This is a genomic window from Metabacillus bambusae (assembly GCF_017497975.1).
Lineage (GTDB): Bacteria > Bacillota > Bacilli > Bacillales > Bacillaceae > Metabacillus > Metabacillus bambusae.
Window position 1 is genome coordinate 20,779 of the sequence record NZ_JAGDEL010000014.1, and the last position, 19,271, is coordinate 40,049.

Below are 19,271 nucleotides of genomic sequence, written 5' to 3' on the forward strand. Positions count from 1 at the left end.
AGGTTACTAGTCTCCCTCTACTCCCTGCTATTTTTTCACTCGCACATTTGCCCTTTAGATAGGCTAACTCCTATTATCTAATTTGAACTTCTTTCTTCTCTTCAGATGGAATGCTTACATAAAGAACTTTCGTATCTGCATCATAGAAGAAAGTATTTGTTTTCCCTTGTGTTTCTGCAAGAGAACCAACCTCTTGATATTTGCTGTTTCCAGCTTGAATTCTCGATGGTTTATCTGCATTGTTTAATTTTAATGTGTATTGCTCTAATTTTGATTCTTTGAAGTTTTTAATTTCTTGTTTTTGATTAAATGTAATTTTATTGCCCTTACGTTCAACTTCAAATGATGTTTCGTTGTATTCACCTTGTTTGTAGTCCTCTGTTGCACCATCATCTTCATAGAAAACATAAGAAGAGTCATTTTCTATATAAGTATCCAACACAAGATTTGTTAAAGGCTTTTCATCTGTATATTGCTGTACTTCCCTAGTTGGAATAATCGAGTCTTGCTTCACGTAAATCGGTAAATGACCAAGTGGGGCATCTGTGGTAATCGTTTGTCCACCGTTATATTCCTCACCAGTCCAATAGTCTGTCCATTTTACGCCCTCTGGTAAGTAAACGGTACGAGAAGTTTGCCCTTTCGTTATAACTGGTGCGAGCATCATTGAGTCCCCAAACATGTACTGGTCACTGATATCATTTGTTTTTTCATCATCTTGGAATTGATAAACAAGCGGTTGATGTACCGGTTTACCACTCTCAGTTGCTTCCCTGAACTCATTGTATAAGTATAGAAGTAATTGATATCGCAATTCAATGTACTTCTTGCTGATCTTTTCAACTTCCGGACCAAATGTCCAAGGCTCTTGACCTTGTTTAATTTCAGATTTTGCATCACTATCATAATGGATACGTGAGAATGGATAGAAAGCTCCTACTTCCATCCAGCGAGCAAACAGCTCTGCGTCTGGTCGTTTAGCAAATCCGCCAATATCAGTACCAACGAATGATACACCTGATAGACCAATATTAGAGATCATCGGGATGGACATTTGTAAATGTTCCCAGTTCGATTCGGAGTCACCCGTCCATAATGCAGCCCAACGTTGTGTACCTGCATACATGTCACGTGTTAATACAAACGGGCGAGTGCCTGGTTTATGGATTTTAAATGCTTGATGAGTAGCATCTGCTTCATCATGGCCGTATAAGTTATGATACTCCGTATGCATAATTTTGTTATCCTCTGTACCAAAATAAGCATCCAAAGGCATCGTATGGTGCATTTCGGGAGTGTCGATAAATACGGCAGGTTCATTCATATCATTCCAGATGCCGTCAATCCCTTCATTGAATAACGTATCATGGTTATTTGCCCACCATTCGCGAACTTCTTGTTTCGAGAAATCAGGGAAAGCAGAATCTCCAGGCCATACTGGACCGATGAACGGTGTTCCGTCAGCGTTTTTCGCCCAATAATCATTTTTAGTACCTTCCTGATACATGCGATAGTTTTCATCTTGTTTTACAGCTGGATCATTAATTGCAATCGCATGGAAACCTGGCATGGATTTTAATTGTTTTAACGCTTGCTTATATTGTTCATTCCATGTAAATACACGGTAGCCATCCATATAGTCAATATCAAAATGCATAGTGTCCAATGGAATTTTCTTTTCACGGTATGTTTTAGCAACATTTACAATTTCATCTGCTTTATATTCCCACTTACTTTGATGTAGACCCAATGACCACTTTGGCGGAGCTTCCATTTTTCCTGTTAAATCTGTATAGCGGTCAACTACATCGCTGATTTCAGGACCGTATGCAAAGTAATAGGTTAACTTCCCACCATTTGCATAGAAATAGTAGTAATCATCAGATTCAGTCGCCATTTCATAGTAGGAACGATGAGTATTGTCAAAGAAAATACCGTATGCTTTTTTATCCTTTAATCCAATGAAGAACGGGATCGAAGTATACACGTATTTTGTATCTTTATTATAGGCGTATGCATCTGTGTTCCACATGCCAATGCTATCGCCACGTTTGTTGAATTCCAGGCCAGCTTGCTCACCGAAGCCATAAAAGTCCTCGTTATCATCTGTTTTCTTAAATACATAAGGCTTTCCATTTTCATATCCTGAGGTATTATCTTGACTTACATAATCCTCATTGATTACATTTCCTTCCTTATCAAGGAAGCGTACACCAAATGGCTTTAACTTAATTTCAACCGTAAGTTCCTCTGTTTTCAATGTATAAGTATCTGAGTTTTCGTTTGCTTTAAATTTTGGAGTCTTCCACTCGGACTCTTTTTTGGCAATCCCTCTTGATTCAAATTCTTTTTCACCTTTTTTTAATACAGAAACTTTTACTAGATCTTTATCAAATAAACGAATGTACGCTTCATTTGTCCCTAAATCTAATTTGACACCGTTTGATAAAGCCTCAACTCCTTGAACGGAAAGCTTTTGAAGATTCTCCTTCACTAAAGTAGTGTCCGCCTCAGGCTGAGTTACCGCAAGAACATTTGGAGCTGCTGCTGTAATGCTAATAGTAGCTGCAAGTGAAACACTTGCTATCATTTTTAATGATTTTTTCGATAAATTCATGTTTCTCACCTCAATTTAGTTTTTCTGTTACGAATATCCATTCCTTTTCCAACTACGCTTGACTCAACGAATTTGAACTTCTTTCTTCTCGTCAGCTGGGATGCTTATATAAAGAACTTTTTTGTTTGCGTCATAAAAGAAAGTATTTGTTTTTCCTTCTGTTTCAGCAAGTGAATCGACTTCTTTATATTTACTGTTTCCAGCTTGAATTTTATCTGGTTTTTCTGTGTTATTTAATTTCAGCGTATATTTCTCTAGTTTCGATTCTTTGTAGTTGCTAACTTCTTGTTTTTGTTTGAATGTAATTTTATTTGGATTTCGTTTCACTTCAAATGTTGTGAGGTTATATTCACCTCTCTTGTAATCTTCTGTTTTTGCATCGTCCTCATAAAAGCTGTATGACGCTTTTTCGTCAAGATATGTGTCAAGTGTCAAGTTCGTCAGCGGTTTCTCACCTGTATGCTGCTGCACTTCACGGCGTGGAATGATCGAGTCCTTCTTCACATAGATTGGAAGAGTTGCAAGATCTGCTTGTCTGTGAATTGTTTGACCACCTTTAAACTCTTCTCCTGTCCAGTAATCAACCCAATTCGCTCCAGACGGAAGGTATAAGTCACGTGATGTCTTTCCTTCGTGAACTACTGGTGCCATCATTAGCGAATCACCGAACATAAATTGATCTTGGATATTATGTGTTTTCTCATCCTCTTGGAATTGGTACACAAGCGGTTGCTGAATGAGTTTTCCGTTTTTAGTTGTTTCTTTAAAGGTGTTGTATAGGTAAGGCATTAGTTCATAACGCAAGGAAATATATTTTCGGCTGATATCTTCAACTTCCTTGCCGAACTGCCACGGTTCTTGTCTTTGCCATTTTAAGAGATTGCCAGCCTCTGTCTCCATTGGGCTTTTGCCATCATTGTTGTAATGATCCCTAGAGAATGGATAGAAAGCACCAACCTCAATCCAACGCGCAAACAATTCTGACGTAGCTACAACTCCTTCATGAGGTTTTTTCGCAAAGCCGCCAATGTCGTTTCCGACCATCGCAAAACCTGTCAAACCGACATTCGCATTCTGGAAAATTGAAATTCTAAGCATTTCCCATTCGCTCCAGTTATCTCCTGTCCATGTGGCGGTTGCGTACCGCTGAGTTCCTGTAAACGAAGCACGAGTTAAAACAAACGGACGCTCGTTCGGTTTTAATGTTTTGAAAGCCTGATCTGTTGCTTGATTTTCAAGGTGAGCGTAGATATTGTGAGCTTCTTCATGTGTCAGTTTTCCGCCATTATCCGTTTCAAAAACAGTATCCAACGGTAAAGACCAATAGTCTTTCGTACTAAAGTTAGCCGGTTCATTCATATCGTTCCAAATACCATCAATGCCTCTATCAAACATTGTTTTATGCCAACCTGCCCACCAATCACGGGTTTCTTGCTTCAGGAAGTTCGGGAACACCGATAAAGATGGAACACCCCATGGCCAAACTTTCCCCAAATAAGGTGTACCGTCTGGATTTTCAACCCAAAGGTCCTTATTTGTTCCTTCGGTATAAGGTAAATATTCCGGTTGGCCAGGATCAGGTACACGCATTGCTGGATCGACAATCGCGACCGTATGATAATTCTGTTTCTCCAGCATTTCGTTCAATCCGTCCGGATCGGGAAATTTATTCCCAAAAAAGAAAGTTTTATAATCATCCATCCATTCAATGTCGTACCACATACCATCCGCAGGAATTTTCTTTTCACGGTAGGTTTTGGATACTTGCTCAAGGTCCTTTTGATGATAACCCCATGCAGCTTGATGGAAACCCATCGCCCATTTTGGAGGCATTTGCATCTTGCCTGTCAAATCGGTATAACGGTCAACAACATCTTTAATTTCTGGTCCATTAATGAAATAATAAGTAAGTTTTCCACCATCAGCGTGAAAGTAGTAATAGTCATCGCTTTCTGCCGCCATGTTATAGTAGGAACGGTAAGTGTTATCAAATAATATTCCATAGGAATTTGTTCCTTTTAAACCGATAAAGAATGGAACCGAAGAAAAAGTGTACTTCGAAATCGGTTGCCCCAGATTCTCACGGTTCCACACTCCAATTTCCTTACCACGATGGTTTAAACCGGTTGTTTTCTGCCCGAATCCATAAAAGTCTTCGTTTTTGCCGGTTTTCTTAAATACATATGGCTTACCATTCTCGTAACCAACACCTTGCTCCGCGTCCTCGTTGATGACATTCCCGTCTTTATCCAAATATTTGATTCCGAACGGGCTTTTCTTAATTTGTACAGTTAAGCTGTCGGAAGACAAAACGATTTTTTCGGTATCTTCATTCATTTTGAATTTAGGTGTATCCCAATCGGTTTTTGCAATACCAACTGAGGTATACTCTTTTTCACCCTTTTTCAAGATTGACACTTTTGAAATATCTGAAGATAGTAAGCGGATATAAGCATCCATTTCTCCTAAGTTCAGCTTAACCCCGTTTTCTAATGTTTTGACGTCTTGGACAGTCATCGGTTTCTGCAAATTGTTTTTATCGAGAGGTCTTTCTGGATGAACATGTTGCACATTCCCGTTTTCATCTACCATCTGGCCTTCCCACATTTGGGCACCAGGAGGCGCAACATACTCTGCAGCTTTTGATACTAGAGGAGCAATTGTTCCACTAGTGACAACCGTGGCAGCAAGTAACATAGTTGCATAATTCTTTTTTAATTTCTTCTTTCTTAATTGCATCGTTCTCTCCTTCTTCGATAGGAAATAAAAATAAAAAGCGAAATAAATTCAAATCTTAAAATACTTCACAAAAACTTATTCTTATTTAGTCATCTCTCCATTCATATTTGATTTAAGAACCATTATGGTCCTTAGCTTCCCGGGATTACTATCAACTTAGCAACTAAAAGAAGCCTAAACAATCGGGAAAAACTCCTACCAGTTCTTTGAATACGCTATCAAGATGCATCTAAAACTTTTCAAAGGATATGATTAACATTGAGTTAAAGTAGAGTTGATCACGATTTTGGATTGTTTTTACACTACGTCACCAGTGGGGAAATTGAGCCTAATTATTAAGCGGAAATGGATATTACAGGAAATTGATGCTCTATGAGAACTAAAGGACTATTTTCTTTACTGTCCTCCGCACTTGATCGTCAACCTTTTATTTATCGTTGATTTCTTAAAATTAGACGATTGAACAACCTCATTTCCCTTATTAAGGATTAGATTGAAAATTAAGGAAACTACTACACCGCTTCTTTTCGATATTTTGAGAGGGTAAAATATTATCCACTTTATGAAAAATTAGACACTTCACCTATAGAAGACCGAAAAATAAAGGGCTCGACAAATTCTATTACCAAATCCTTCATTGGCAAAGTATGCACCTAACCCTGTACAATAATGATAGAAACCAATAAGGCGGGGGAATATGATCCAAAGTTTTATCTTATTTAGAAGCTTTTCAGCAAAAATAATCATTGCCTTTCTACTTGTGATTTTGATATCGACTCTCTTTATCTCGTTATCTTTTTACTGGGAGTCCAATTCAATCTTGAAGAAAAATGTGAGGGAATCCACTGTTCAAATCACCAAGCAAACGGCAGATTCGCTCTCTTTTATATTAAATGTTGGAATCGATACCTCTGATTTCATTAGTAGCGATCAGAATATTCAACAAGCTGCATTAAAATTAAAGGACAAACCGTCTTACGAACAAAATAGAGATTCTCAATACATAAAAACCTTGCTGAATAATTATGTCTATTCCAACTCTTTCGTCAAAATTGTTTATGTGTTGAAAGAAGAAGGCAGCGGTTGGGGCAGCGGAACTTTTTCTGAAGCTAGACTTAAGAAAATTCGCCTCTCAGAACAAGAATGGGTAAAAGAAGTCAAACGAATGGACGGAGAATTGGTTTGGCAAGGGCTTCAGTATGACTACTTTAGTGGAGGAGGAGTCAGTACGGATTTAATCCTTCCTATTGGAAGGGTATTGAAAGATTTTGACACGCTACGTAATATCGGACTTGTGCAGGTTCATTTGGATGGTAGGTCAATACTTAATACGATTGAGGAATTGAAACTTGGAAAGACCGGAAAGTTTTTCGTTGTTGATAGAAAAGGAAGGATCATGATTGATTCAAATCTAGACATGATCAACAAAAAAGTGAAAAATTCAGATTTGTACAATCATATTGTAGGTAATGATTCGATTGAATTCGAGTTTGCCGCAAAAGGGGTGCCTTATTACGGCGTTAAGCAACCCCTCAGTAACGGCTGGATGCTTGTAGGTACTGTTCCCATCCATGAAATCAGCGGACAATTAGACCGTCTCCAATCCTGGATATTATTTTCATCAGTTGTTTTCTCCTTGCTTGCAATTGCCTTTGGGCTTTTTATTGCAGGTCGAGTAACTAAGCCTGTCAGACAACTGACCAGGACTATGCTGCATGTTCAACAAGGAAACCTTAATGTAAGAGCGGAAGTTAATTCCTCTGATGAGATCGGCTTTTTAAGTAAGAAGTTTAACGAAATGCTTAATGAAATAGTGAATTTGATACAACAGGTGGAATCTGAACAGAGTGAAAAGCATCATGCTGAGCTTCGCGCTGTTGTACACCGGGTTCATCCCCATTTCCTTTATAACACGCTTAGTACACTCCGCTGGCTTATTGATTCAAAACAAAACGAACGAGCTTCTTTAGTATTGTCTGCACTAACCCATCTATTGGAAGCAAATATGAGTAAAAGCGGCAATATTATTACGATAGGAGAAGAACTAGACATCATCAGAAAATATTTGATCATTTTGGAGCTTCGCTACGAGAAAACATTCAACCTAGAAATAGATGTAGAACCAGAAACGGAAAAAATCCTCATTCCTCGCATGTTGTTGCAGCCTTTAGTAGAAAACGCTATATTTCATGGCATCGTGCCTAAAAACATGGACGGACAAATCTCTATTAGGATTCATTCTTATGATGGATATATTGAATTTATTATTAAAGATGATGGTTTAGGAATCAGAGATGATAAGTTGAAGGAATTGAACGATCCTAAAATAGCAGTCGAAAAAGGAAATATCGGGATCGGCCTACGGCATATTTTTGACACGCTGAGGTTGTATTACACTCAAAATTGGGAATGGACCATATCCAACGGTTTAGAGCGCGGTACAACTGTACGCATCTTGTTAAAAAAATTGGACGTTGCTACAAAAGAACAAGGAGAACAGGGGGAATAAGTTATGTATAGAATTCTTATCGTCGATGACGAACCTGTCATCCGCAAAGGAATCACTTCCTTTATTGATTTGAAAAAGGAAGAAATTACAGTCGATGATCAATATGCCAACGGTGCGGAAGCCCTGGCAGCACTAAAAAAACAACCCTATGATATTCTAATTACTGACATCAAAATGCCTTTGATAGGGGGCATCGAACTTACGAAGCAAGCATTAGAGCTCTACCCGTAGTTGAAAGTAATTCTAATCAGCAACTACAGCGACTTTGAATTCGTAAAAGAAGGGCTTAAGCTAGGCGCTGTCGATTATTTGTTAAAGCTAACATTAAAAAAAGATGACCTTCTTTCCGTCCTTCAGCGATGCATTACTATGCTTGTCGAAGAAAGGAAAAAAGCTTTCGAAATGACCAATTACCAGCAAGGAGCTGTCTATCTGGAAAGAAAACGTGTTGAACAGGAAATTAAACGAATGATCGCACAAGAGCAGACCTCCCCTATTCCAGTAGAATGGGCCCCAGAATGGTTGGAAAATTCCTATGCTTGCGTTTATCTTATGCTTGATAATGCGGATGAGTGGAGAGAAAATCACGGCTACCTATATGTGCAGCTCCTATTGGAAGAATGGCAGAATATGTTTTATATGCATATTGAAAAAGGAGCTGCACTGATTGTAGCTGAAAGCAGCTTGTTTATTATCGTACCAGATCGTGATGCGGATATGCATCGTGGTCGACTTTTGGAATGGAAGCAGGCATTGGAAAAGGAATGTCAAGTTTCAACATCAGCAGGCTTAGTGGTAGAACAAGGTATTAGCTGCATTTTTAAAGGATTTATTAATAGTCGTGCTGCTTGCCAAAGACGTTTTTTCGAAGGTCTTGGCGGACTATTCCCTTCAAACAACTCAGAAACCTTTACTGAAAAATTACAAATAGACAATGAAATCCATCATGATTTTAGTCCTTTATTCGAAATAATCCGCAACGGAGATCCGATTTCATCAGCGATTGAATATGCTCTAGAACGTTGGAAGAGTGGGTATCTAACTTCTGAACAAGTGAAGCAAGAGGCGTGCAGTGTTCTTACAGGTGTTTACAATTTGCACGGCGTTGAGGAACCAATGCTTACAGAGCGCCATGATCTGATTTATCAGGCGGAAACAATGGAACAAATGGTATCCCTTCTGATTTGCCAACTAGAAGAAAATAGGACTTCTTTTCTGCCAAAACTGACTAAAGATGGATACGATGAGAACTTAATTACAAAGGCGCTTGAATATATTGCAGCTCATTATACTGAGAACTTAACACTTCAAAATGTAGCAGATACCGTTCATCTTAGCAAAAGTTATTTTAGTCTTTATTTTAAAAAACAAACAGGTCGAAACTTTGTCGATTATTTGATAGAACTGCGTATTAGAGAAGCAAAGCGACTATTAGTGGAAAGTGAAAAACGTATTTACGATGTAGCAAAAGCTGCAGGCTTTAAAGATGTGAAATATTTTAGCAAGGTCTTTAAAAAAATAACCGGACTAACACCAATAGCTTACAGGGAAAAACACCAGGTGACTAAAAGTGTTTAGGGTAAGTAATCGTCTTTTTGTAAAGAGTTTGTGGTGGATACTCTGCTTACTAATGTTATTATTGTTTTCCGGTTGTAAAAATCCTTCCATGATTTCCGACCCCAAAAAGGTTGAAACGCTTAAGAATGAGGAAAAAACGGTCATTACTTTTTGGCACACATACAACGATAGAGAAACCGAACTGCTAGAACTGATGTTGATCCCTGCTTTTGAGCGTGAGAACCCGAACATTCGGATCGAGTCTGTAAACTTTGCTTTCAATAACGAACTTAAGAACACTTTAATTTCACGAGCCTCTTCAAAAAGAGGTCCCGATTTAGTACGAATTGATATTGCTTGGGTTCCAGAGTTTTCATGTAAAGGGCTTCTTGTACCTTTAAACGAATTACCAGGCTTTCAAGGTATCCGGAAGAGATTTAATCCTGATGCCATGGATATTGGCCATTATAAAAATAACTATTATTCCCTGCCGCTTAATATTTACACGAAGGCTGCTATCTTTAACCGTGAACTTCTTAAACGTGCAGGCTATACAAACCCACCGAATACAATGGAGGAAGTCCTAGAGCTAGCACATAAGCATCGCTTTTCAATCGGTCTCGGAGGATTGGAACCATGGGATACGATTCCATATTTATATAGCCTCGGGGGTTCCTTATCTAATAAGAATTTCACAAAGGCTTCAGGCTATTTAAACAGCAAAGAAACAATCTATGCAGTGGAACAGTTAACGGCATTATATAAGGAAAAACTCATTAACCTTCCCGATCAGTCAGGTGACGACAAAAACTTCGAACGAGTAAAATCAGGAAATATTCTTATGACCGATGAAGGACCCTGGTTCTACAGTCTACTGAATAAAGTAGACTTGGAACGTGCTCAAAAGCTGACTACCCCAGTACCCTTTCCACATGGTAAAGACCCAGCTATGATTATTGGCGGAGAAAACCTTGTTATTATGCAGGGTAGCAAACAGCCAGCTGCGGCATGGACTTTTATGAAATGGATGACGGAAAAGGAAGCACAGCTTCTCATGGCGCAAACTGGATTGATGCCAACAAACCTTGATGCAGCAAAGTCGCTGGAAATAACTGAAAATTCTTACCTTTATTCTTATAAGGAGACTGCAGAGCATGCGTTTCTTTGGCCGAAAGTTAAGAATTGGAGTAAAATCGACGAAGTATATACAGACTACTTAAATAAAATATTTGAAGGTAAATTGTCCGTTAAGGATGGATTGGATCGTGCAGCAGCCGAAATAGATAGGCTCTTAGCAGATTCATGATTCAGAACCATGATAGTAATACTTCAATCTTTTGTAATCTGAATCAGAAAAATTCTCAAAATTCTTTCTAACCCTATTAAAAATATTCAAAAAAATTCAGATCAACAATTCCATTTAATATTTCCTAGCTAGTTTATTAATAAGTTTTTGCATGTTACCTATCTCATAGTCGAGACTCAATACTAATAAGGAGGCTAACTTCTAAGTCAGCCTCCTTTCAGATTGTAATAGACACTAAATGTAACACCATATATTAATCATATTCCTGTATTTCGATGTAATTATGAATGTAGAAATTTCTCCTTCAAACCAGCTCCTTCAGTATTTGGATGAAATTTACCACAAAGCATTCCAAGATTACTACCTTCTTAGATTGACAGAAATACATTAGCCTAATGAGCTTTATGCATAATAAAGAGACTCAAAACCTAAGGTTTGAGTCTTAAAATCATTGCTATATTTTAAAATCTTCATATTGAGCCAAACATTCCACCAAGATCGATTACCCAACAGTTACTACTTTAGTACTAACCAGATGTTCACTAGATTTTCTAAGTCTCATACCTTGAAAAAGCTTTATTAAAAATATAAGAATTAATAAAAGAAAGAAATGCAAATCCCCCAAATGTTCCAAAATATAACCCTGATAGGAATCCTATGGATGAAGAAAAAGTAAAAATTACTGGAATTACGGAAAGACTTAATAATAATAGGAGATAAAGGTAATTAGATACACCTATCAATAATGAATTCAATAGTGACTTTTTAATAGTATCTTCATATCTAGCCATGTAAGGAAAAATAAAAAGCAAGATGCAAAGATAAACAAATCCAAACATAATTAACATGCTTACAAAAAATAGCTTAGGTACTCCACTGAGACTTCCCAAAAGTAAGAAATTTGCAAGAAGTAAAAATCCGGCGGCTAACATTATAAACCAAACAATTGTACTTTGAATAAAATTCTTATTAAAAGATAATATGAAACTCTTAACGACATACTTATCTTCATCTCTTACCATTTTTATTAATACAGAATATAAAGCAGTGATTGAAGCACCAATAGTTATGATAGGCATACAAAACAGTAAGAATATAAAGTTTAAAATTACTAAATCAATTACTCGTGATAAAAATCTAAATAATCGTCCATCTAAATTAAATAAATGACTCAATTTTCGCCACCCCTTTCTAGCTATCTATCAATTATCAATCCTTTAATTAGAGTAAAAGTAACATGTTAATTTGTACTCTCACTAATAAATTGGCTTTAAGAAAAACAACAGTCGGCCCCACGAATTAGGAGTAAACCGACTGTCATTTCTGTTAATGAGTTTCAAATTAAAATTCGCAATTTATTTGGTTTCTACAAGACTTTTTTGATATCTGTCAAATGCTTTGTTCTGAATATCCAAATATTCGTCAATACCCATTTGTTTTAATTGAGAATTATATGAATCCCACTCTTCTGTAGCTCCACCTTCAACAACCCACTTTGATTGCATAGAATTCACATAAGAATCAATGTCTGTACTTAGTGTACTTAAACGGTTCATCTCTTCAGTTGTATAAACAACATTAGGATATTGTTCTTTTGCATACTTATTATTTTGTTTGTCTAATTCAAGCTTCAATCCATCTCCACCATTAGTTGGAAGTGTTACTTTTTCATTAAATCCTTCCCCGACATATTTAGGACCAAAATCTCGGAATGAGTTAATCCATGCAAATATATCTGCTGATTCACCTTCAGGAGCATCTAAGACTTTGTATGTTCCGTCTTCTCCTTTTTCAACTCCAACACCGAAAGAACCGTAGAAGGTTTGAATACTTGCATCTTCTGTGTAAAATTTATCTACCCATTTCAATAATTCAGCAGGATTCTCAGCTTTTGTTGTGATCATAAACTCATTTCTAGAATAAACGGGTGCATCAGTCATTACATACCGTTCTCCATCTGGACCTTCTAGTGCAGGTAATTGCGCATACTCACCTGCATTTGGTCCAAATGTGGCGTCCGGGGTCCAACCAGATGATACCCCAACCAAGGAACCTTCTTCACTTTTCCGTTTTGCTTCAGCCATAGAAGTATCTTGTGTAAATAGCTCTTGATCAATTAGCCCTTCTGTATATGCTTTATGCATCCATTCAATCCCTTCTTTATAGGCATCTTCAGTTGGGATATAGATTGGCTTTCCATCTTTAACAGTCATACTAGTTGAATAACTACCTTTAGGTAAACCAAAGGGTAAAATAAACCCCATAACATCACCCTGATAAGCAATTTCATCATTAGGGTCTCCGTTTCCATTTGCATCTTTCTCTTTAAATGCTTTTAAAACGTTATAAAACTCTTCATAAGTCTGTGGCATTGATAGGCCTAAATTATCTAACCATTTTTGATTGATGAACATTGAATTTCCTGCAACTGGTCTTAATGGTAGTTTCTTTGGCAGACTATAAATATGTCCATCAGGAGATGTTACCATAGCACGTAATGTAGGATCTGCATCAAATGCAGCTTTTAAGTTAGGCATATTCTCTTCAATCAAATCTTCTAACGGAATAAACACGCCTGAGTTCTTAGCTATATCTGAATCTCCTAGAGCCAAAGAGCCCCAAAATGCATCAGGTAAATCTCCCCCAGCCATTAATATAGACTTTTTGTCTCCCCATTCACTATTTAGATAAATATCCCAATCAATTGAAATTCCAGCTTCTTTTTCAGTCTCTTCCACAAACCCTTTTAAAAAATCATCTCCCCAGTCTGACCAACGTACTGTCGCAATTTTATAGGTTCCATCTTCTTTGGATTCCGAACTAGATGAGTCCTTACTACACCCCACTATTAAACTAGCTGCTAAAGTAACATTTAATAACAATCCTAATTTTTTCTTAAGCATCTTTTTTCCCCCTATTATTATTCTTTTATTGAGCCAACCATAACACCTTGATTAAAATACTTTTGTAAAAATGGATATAAACACATAATTGGAAGAGTGGAAACGACTATTGCTGCATACTTCATCATCTCTGATAATCTCCTTAATTCTGATGCTAGTTCTCCTGATGCAGTTCCAAGAAGCGACTCATTAGCAATCAAAATTCTTCGTAGTATCAGTTGAAGCGGTTGTAAACTTTCGTTTGAAATATAAATCATAGCATCAAACCAAGAATTCCAGATCCCTACTGCTGTCCAAAGTCCAATGACGGCAAGAATTGCTTTTGACAATGGTAACACCATCGTTAGAAAATATCTGATCGTGCCACAGCCATCAATCTGAGCTGCTTCCCAAAGACTTTCAGGAATACTATTTTTAAAGAATGTTTTTGCAATAATAATGTTAAAAGCTGAAACAGAAAAAGGTAACACCAAAACCCAAAATGTATCTAAAAAGCCAAAATTTTTCACTACCAAATAAGTTGGAATTAAACCACCACCTATGAACATGGGAATAATATAAAAGGTGGAAATCAATTTTCTTCCAAATAAATCTTGCCTTGATAAAACATATCCAGCTGGTATGTTCACAACCAATGCAATAAACGTTCCGACAATGGTGTAGATAATTGTATTTAGATATCCTCTCCAAATCATCTCTTGTTTCAGTAATTCTATATATCCATCTAGTTTCCACTCTTTAGGCCAAAACCACACATTTCCGTTTGCGATATCAGCTGGATTACTAAAAGAAGCGATTACAATAAACCATAGTGGATATATAATCATCACCATCATCAGTATCGCTATTCCATATACCGAAATATCAAAAAATCTATCTTTCCAACTCTTTTCAGTTCTTGATTTTTCAGTAAACTTCTTTTTCATTATCGTTTCCAAATCCTTACCTCCCCTCTAAAACAAGCTTGTTTTGGTTAGTTTCTTAGACATCCAATTCACTAAAAGTAAGATAACAATATTGACCACTGTATTGAATAACCCGATTGCTGTTGACAAGCTATACTGAAAATTTTGTAGCCCTATTTTATAAACATAGGTAGAAATAACTTCACTTCCAGCTATATTTAAAGGATTTTGTAGTAAAAGCACTTTTTCAAATCCTACACTTAAGAGACTGCCTGCTCGTAATATTAATAAAATCATTGCGGTAGGTAAAAGTAATGGTATATCAATATGAAGAATCTTTTGCACTTTACTTGCGCCATCCATAGTAGCAGCTTCGTAATAGGTTGGATTAATTGCTGAAAGAGCTGCTAAATAAATGATACTGTCCCAGCCTATATGTTGCCATACATCACTCCATACATAGATACTGCTAAAAAATGATGATTTTGACAAAACATTTGGCATTTCAATCCCAATTAATCCCAAAAAATTAGAAACTAATCCATTGCTAGGTGACAAGAAGATCAAAATCATTCCGCACATAACCATAGTAGAAATAAAATGTGGTAAATAGGTTGTTACCTGAAAAACCTTTTTAAACATGCCAATACGTAATTGATTACAAAGTATTGCTAATGCAATTGGTAGTGGAAACCCTACCAAAATACTGTATAAACTGATATTTAACGTATTTTTTATTGTAAGATCAAATTGGTAAGAATTAAAAAATTGAATAAAGTGCTTTAACCCTACCCATGGGCTCTCCCAAATACCTAAAGTTGGTGAATAATCTTTGAATGCGATTATTAACCCATACATAGGTAGGTAAGTAAAACAAATTAATAATATAATTGAAGGTAGTAGCAAAACATATAACGGTCCACTTTTCTTTAACTGTTTCAGCTTTTTAGATGTTTTACTATTGTTCGAGATTACTGCTGCATTAGTTATTTTTTGAGTAAAAACTTTATTTTCCAATTTTCCCCCTCCTTTATTTAATATACAAATTATTTTGAAGTGCATTGAATAATAAGCTTTCTTCTCTTTCACTGTATATAATTCATTATATGGTAGCGCATTCATAAATAAATAGAAGGAAACGGTTAAGTCCCTAATACTATTCGGTGATAAAAAGACTATTTATTGAAATCAGAATGAACAGAATAGCACTATTCAGTCTTCGCTTGATAAATCAATCGCTTTCTTGACGGTTTTGTGCTAGAAAATGCTATTTGAATCTATATAATGTAGAGTAAGGTAAGCCTTGGAGGTGAAAAAGAATTGAGGTTGAATACTAGAAAAACTCCTTCACGTTCTGTTAATTATTATTCTAAAGTTCTATTGATCATTTTAATTACTATATTACTTATCAATATTTTCGTTAGTTTCTTTACTATTTCAATTACTAGACAACAAAGTATCGACTACATTACGAATACCGTTGACCTCTACCTAAAAGACGCACAACAAAAATTTAATGCTATCGATCATTTTATGATTTGGACTGTGAAGCACGAGCCTTTAATTAAGAATATTGAAGATGCCAATGATATGTCAGAATTACCTGAAAGCATCAGTAACTTCAGATCAAGAGTGAACGATTTTCAATATTCCACAGGAAAAGAATTTCAATTCTTTTTAGCATTAAAAAAAGAGAACTACTTTTTTAATAGTTCTCCCATTCAAATGGATTATTCTGAATATATTAAAGTGAAAAATTACCTTATATCTAAAAAACCAACTTTGAATAATTATGAGGATATGTATACTTGGCAATCGCTCAAGCTCAACAATAAATTCTATTTATATCACTCATTGGAGTACGAAAATAGAATGTTTATTTCTTTGATTGATGTAAAGGATATTCTTTTGCCTTTACAAGACATCAATTTAGGCAATAATGGAACGATTATAATAGAGAATGATCAACATGGCTTTCTTTCTGGCTTAGATCAAGTAAATTTGTATAAAAAGGAAAAATCGAACGACTTTTTTAGTAGTCACCTTGTATTTAAAGGAGAAAATACCTCTCTACCTTTTACCTTACATGTATCTGTCGACCATTTTAGTGCTTATGAAAGAGTCGTGATTGCTCAGTTTGTTCTTATCTTTGCAACAATAGTTATCAGTTTCATTTTATTCTTAATTGTCCTCTATATGAAAAACAAAGTGATATCACCAATTCAAAGATTTTCGAAAAACCTATCTGATCTCAATCAAAATAATGAAGCAATTGATTTTAAAAGTAGCAGTATAATAGAGCTCGAACAAGCAAATACACAATTCAGAGGTTTGATAAGTGAAATAAAAAAATTAAAAGTTAATATTTATGAGCAAGAAATTGAAAAGAAACAAATTCAAATGGATTTTATGAAACTACAAATTAAGCCACACTTTTATTTAAATTGTTTAACGACCATTTATAGCATGGCGCAAATGGAACTGTATAAAGAAATAAAAGAAATGGCCTTATCCACATCTAAATATTTCAGATATTTATTTCAAACAAATCAAAACTTTGTAATGCTAGAAAAGGAATTAAACCATATTAACGATTATTTAGCAATACAAAAATTAGTACATGGTGACGCTTTTCTTTTTGATATTTTTATTGAGAATGATATTGAAAAAATGAAAATTCCACCTTTAGTGTTACAAACATTTATTGAAAATACGATTAAATATTCAGTTTCTCTAGATGAACTAGTCAAGATATCCTTAAGATTACAATATATAGATAATAAGAAGTTTATCGAAATAACTTTAAAAGATAATGGACCAGGATTCCCTCCTGATATATTGGATAAGCTGAAGAACAATAATCCTTTAACGAATCAACATGGAAAAATGATTGGGATTAACAATGTCGTGCAAAGGCTGAGATTAATGTATAGTGGAGAATTCAAGATAGATTTTTCTAATAATTTAGATGGTGGCGCAGAAATTGTGTTAATTATACCTTATCTTATTTATAAGGAGTGAATTGTATATGAATGTGTTGATTGTTGACGATGATCGATTTGTCGTTTCTGCTTTAGAACAAAAAATAGATTGGACTTCTTCAGGCATCCAACAAATTTACTCCGCTTACAATATTCGTCAGGCGAAAAAAATATTCGATAAAAATAAGGTCCATATTTTAATTTCCGATATAGAAATGCCACAAGGTAGTGGACTTGAATTATTGGCTTGGATAAGATCAGAGGGCTTTAATGTACAAGCTATCTATTTAACTAATTTTGCTGACTTTAACTACGCCCAAAAAGCAATTGAACTTCAAAGTTTTGAATATTATTTAAAACCGATTGAATTCGATAAACTTGAATTAATAATAAAAAAGACAATAAATAAAGTGAAACAAAGTCAAGTAAACGAGGATGCTGTAAAAGTTGGACATTACTGGCAGCAAAACAAGGAAGAAATCTTAGACCATTTTTGGCACACTTATTTAAAAAACAACGACTCCATATCTAATGAAGAACTACAAGCACAACTGAAAATCAAACAGATAGATTATTCTTTACATGATTATTTTGTGCCACTACTTCTTGATTTATTTCCTTATACATTAGTCGATAATAGTGAAATAATTTCGTTATTTGATAAAGAAAACAATTTACAAAATAGGTTAAAATCTGTTATTGCAGAAACTTTCAAAGATGCTTCTTTTCGTTTAGATAGTTTTCTAGAAATAAGTAAAAATAAAGAAGAGTATCTTGCTATTTTCAAATTACTAGATTGTACTTCTGAAGTATCATCTAAGGACTTGCATTCTTCCTGTAATCAGATAATTGCAGCCATTAACAATCAATTAAATTGCGATGTTCAATGTGGGATAGGAGCTATAAGTCCTTTAGACAAAATTCCAACTACTGTTAAGGACATTCAAGTTCTGAGTAAAGAAACGGTCGATTTTCGAAACAAAACCTTCCTATTAGAAACGAATATAAAAGATGTCAAAAAGTATGTTGAACCAAATTTACAACTATTCGAGCATTATCTTGAAACAGAAAATAAATTAAGTTTCATTAATAAATGTTATCAATACCTTACAAACTTATTAGATAAAAATGCGTTGAATCATAGTGTATTGTGCAGTTTTAGATTAGATATTACACAATTAATCTATGCTCATTTAAAGAAAAAAGAAATTCTAGCCAATAAGTTATTCCAAGGGAAGACTGGCGATTTATTACTAGCTCAATCATCAAGATCTATAGATGATTTAATGATTTACATTTCTTATTTAGTGGATGTTTCTCTAGACTATATGGCATTTACTAACTCACAGAAATCTGTCGTCAACACAATTTATGATTATATTGATCAAAATTATCAGGAAAACATTACAAGAACTAGCTTAGCGAAAATTGTATATCTTAGCCCAGATTATATTGCGAGATATTTCAAAAAGGAAACTGGTATATCACTTGTAAATTACATTATAAAAAAAAGAGTGGACATTGCGAAAGACCTACTAAATAATACAGACCTTCCTGTTCATATAATTTCTGATAAAGTAGGGTATGGAAATTATTCATATTTTACAAAGCTTTTTAAAAAAGAAACAAATTATACTCCTGTGGATTATCGAAAGTTGAGCAATTCTTAATGTGAATTTTAATTGAAGTTAATTCTTTCTGATGATGAGCTTAATTTAACTTGGCTTATTAGAAATAAAAAGTGGATTAAAAGA

General features: G+C 35.3%; 12 protein-coding genes. 6 read left to right on the forward strand and 6 right to left on the reverse strand.

The features are described 5' to 3' along the window. Positions 1–73: 73 nt before the first annotated feature. Both I7822_RS17340 and I7822_RS17345 read right to left on the reverse strand, forming a co-directional pair. Complete coding sequence (locus I7822_RS17340) at positions 74–2,617, reverse strand: glycoside hydrolase family 31 protein (protein ID WP_207980375.1); 2,544 nt, start codon at positions 2,615–2,617, stop codon at positions 74–76. Positions 2,618–2,680: 63 nt separating this feature from the next. Then, complete coding sequence (locus I7822_RS17345) at positions 2,681–5,356, reverse strand: glycoside hydrolase family 31 protein (protein WP_207980376.1); 2,676 nt, start codon at positions 5,354–5,356, stop codon at positions 2,681–2,683. Positions 5,357–6,176: 820 nt separating this feature from the next. Between I7822_RS17345 and I7822_RS17350 the strand changes: the two genes are divergently transcribed. From I7822_RS17350 to I7822_RS17365, 4 genes are read left to right on the forward strand one after another with little or no spacing between them, the layout of a single operon-like run. After that, positions 6,177–7,865, forward strand: coding sequence for a cache domain-containing sensor histidine kinase (locus I7822_RS17350; protein WP_207980377.1), 1,689 nt, complete (start codon positions 6,177–6,179; stop codon positions 7,863–7,865). A gap of 3 nt (positions 7,866–7,868) precedes the next feature. After that, positions 7,869–8,096: a response regulator gene (locus I7822_RS17355; RefSeq protein ID WP_207980378.1), complete on the forward strand. Its 228-nt coding sequence runs from the start codon at positions 7,869–7,871 to the stop codon at positions 8,094–8,096. Then, complete coding sequence (locus tag I7822_RS17360) at positions 8,097–9,443, forward strand: response regulator transcription factor (protein ID WP_207980379.1); 1,347 nt, start codon at positions 8,097–8,099, stop codon at positions 9,441–9,443. After that, the gene (locus tag I7822_RS17365) at positions 9,436–10,728 is read left to right on the forward strand and encodes an extracellular solute-binding protein (protein ID WP_207980380.1); all 1,293 of its coding nucleotides are present in this window, start codon (positions 9,436–9,438) and stop codon (positions 10,726–10,728) included. Before I7822_RS17360 ends, I7822_RS17365 begins: the two co-directional genes overlap by 8 nt. A 551-nt stretch (positions 10,729–11,279) precedes the next feature. Here the strand turns inward: I7822_RS17365 and I7822_RS17370 are convergent. The 4 genes from I7822_RS17370 to I7822_RS17385 all read right to left on the reverse strand — a co-directional run bounded on the left by I7822_RS17370 (position 11,280) and on the right by I7822_RS17385 (position 15,553). Further along, a complete protein-coding gene (locus I7822_RS17370; RefSeq protein WP_207980381.1) occupies positions 11,280–11,903 on the reverse strand; it encodes a YesL family protein in 624 nt (207 codons plus the stop codon). Positions 11,904–12,083: 180 nt separating this feature from the next. Further along, a complete protein-coding gene (locus tag I7822_RS17375; protein WP_207980382.1) occupies positions 12,084–13,631 on the reverse strand; it encodes a type 2 periplasmic-binding domain-containing protein in 1,548 nt (515 codons plus the stop codon). A gap of 17 nt (positions 13,632–13,648) precedes the next feature. Next, positions 13,649–14,569, reverse strand: coding sequence for a carbohydrate ABC transporter permease (locus tag I7822_RS17380; protein ID WP_243459520.1), 921 nt, complete (start codon positions 14,567–14,569; stop codon positions 13,649–13,651). A gap of 15 nt (positions 14,570–14,584) precedes the next feature. Next, complete coding sequence (locus tag I7822_RS17385) at positions 14,585–15,553, reverse strand: ABC transporter permease (RefSeq protein ID WP_307847793.1); 969 nt, start codon at positions 15,551–15,553, stop codon at positions 14,585–14,587. 309 nt (positions 15,554–15,862) lie between these two features. Here I7822_RS17385 and I7822_RS17390 point away from each other — a divergent pair, with 309 nt between their 5' ends. Both I7822_RS17390 and I7822_RS17395 read left to right on the forward strand, forming a co-directional pair. Continuing rightward, on the forward strand, positions 15,863–17,557 hold the full coding sequence (locus I7822_RS17390) for a sensor histidine kinase (protein WP_207980383.1): 1,695 nt from the start codon (positions 15,863–15,865) through the stop codon (positions 17,555–17,557). Between the two features lie 7 nt (positions 17,558–17,564). Then, positions 17,565–19,187: a response regulator transcription factor gene (locus I7822_RS17395; protein WP_207980384.1), complete on the forward strand. Its 1,623-nt coding sequence runs from the start codon at positions 17,565–17,567 to the stop codon at positions 19,185–19,187. Positions 19,188–19,271 lie beyond the last annotated feature (84 nt).

Coding starts and splice junctions, on each gene's coding strand:
- I7822_RS17345 (WP_207980376.1), bottom strand. CDS start 5,356: ATGCAATTAAGAAAGAAGAAATTAAAAAAGAATTATGCAACTATGTTA.
- I7822_RS17340 (WP_207980375.1), bottom strand. CDS start 2,617: ATGAATTTATCGAAAAAATCATTAAAAATGATAGCAAGTGTTTCACTT.
- I7822_RS17375 (WP_207980382.1), bottom strand. CDS start 13,631: ATGCTTAAGAAAAAATTAGGATTGTTATTAAATGTTACTTTAGCAGCT.
- I7822_RS17395 (WP_207980384.1), top strand. CDS start 17,565: ATGAATGTGTTGATTGTTGACGATGATCGATTTGTCGTTTCTGCTTTA.
- I7822_RS17355 (WP_207980378.1), top strand. CDS start 7,869: ATGTATAGAATTCTTATCGTCGATGACGAACCTGTCATCCGCAAAGGA.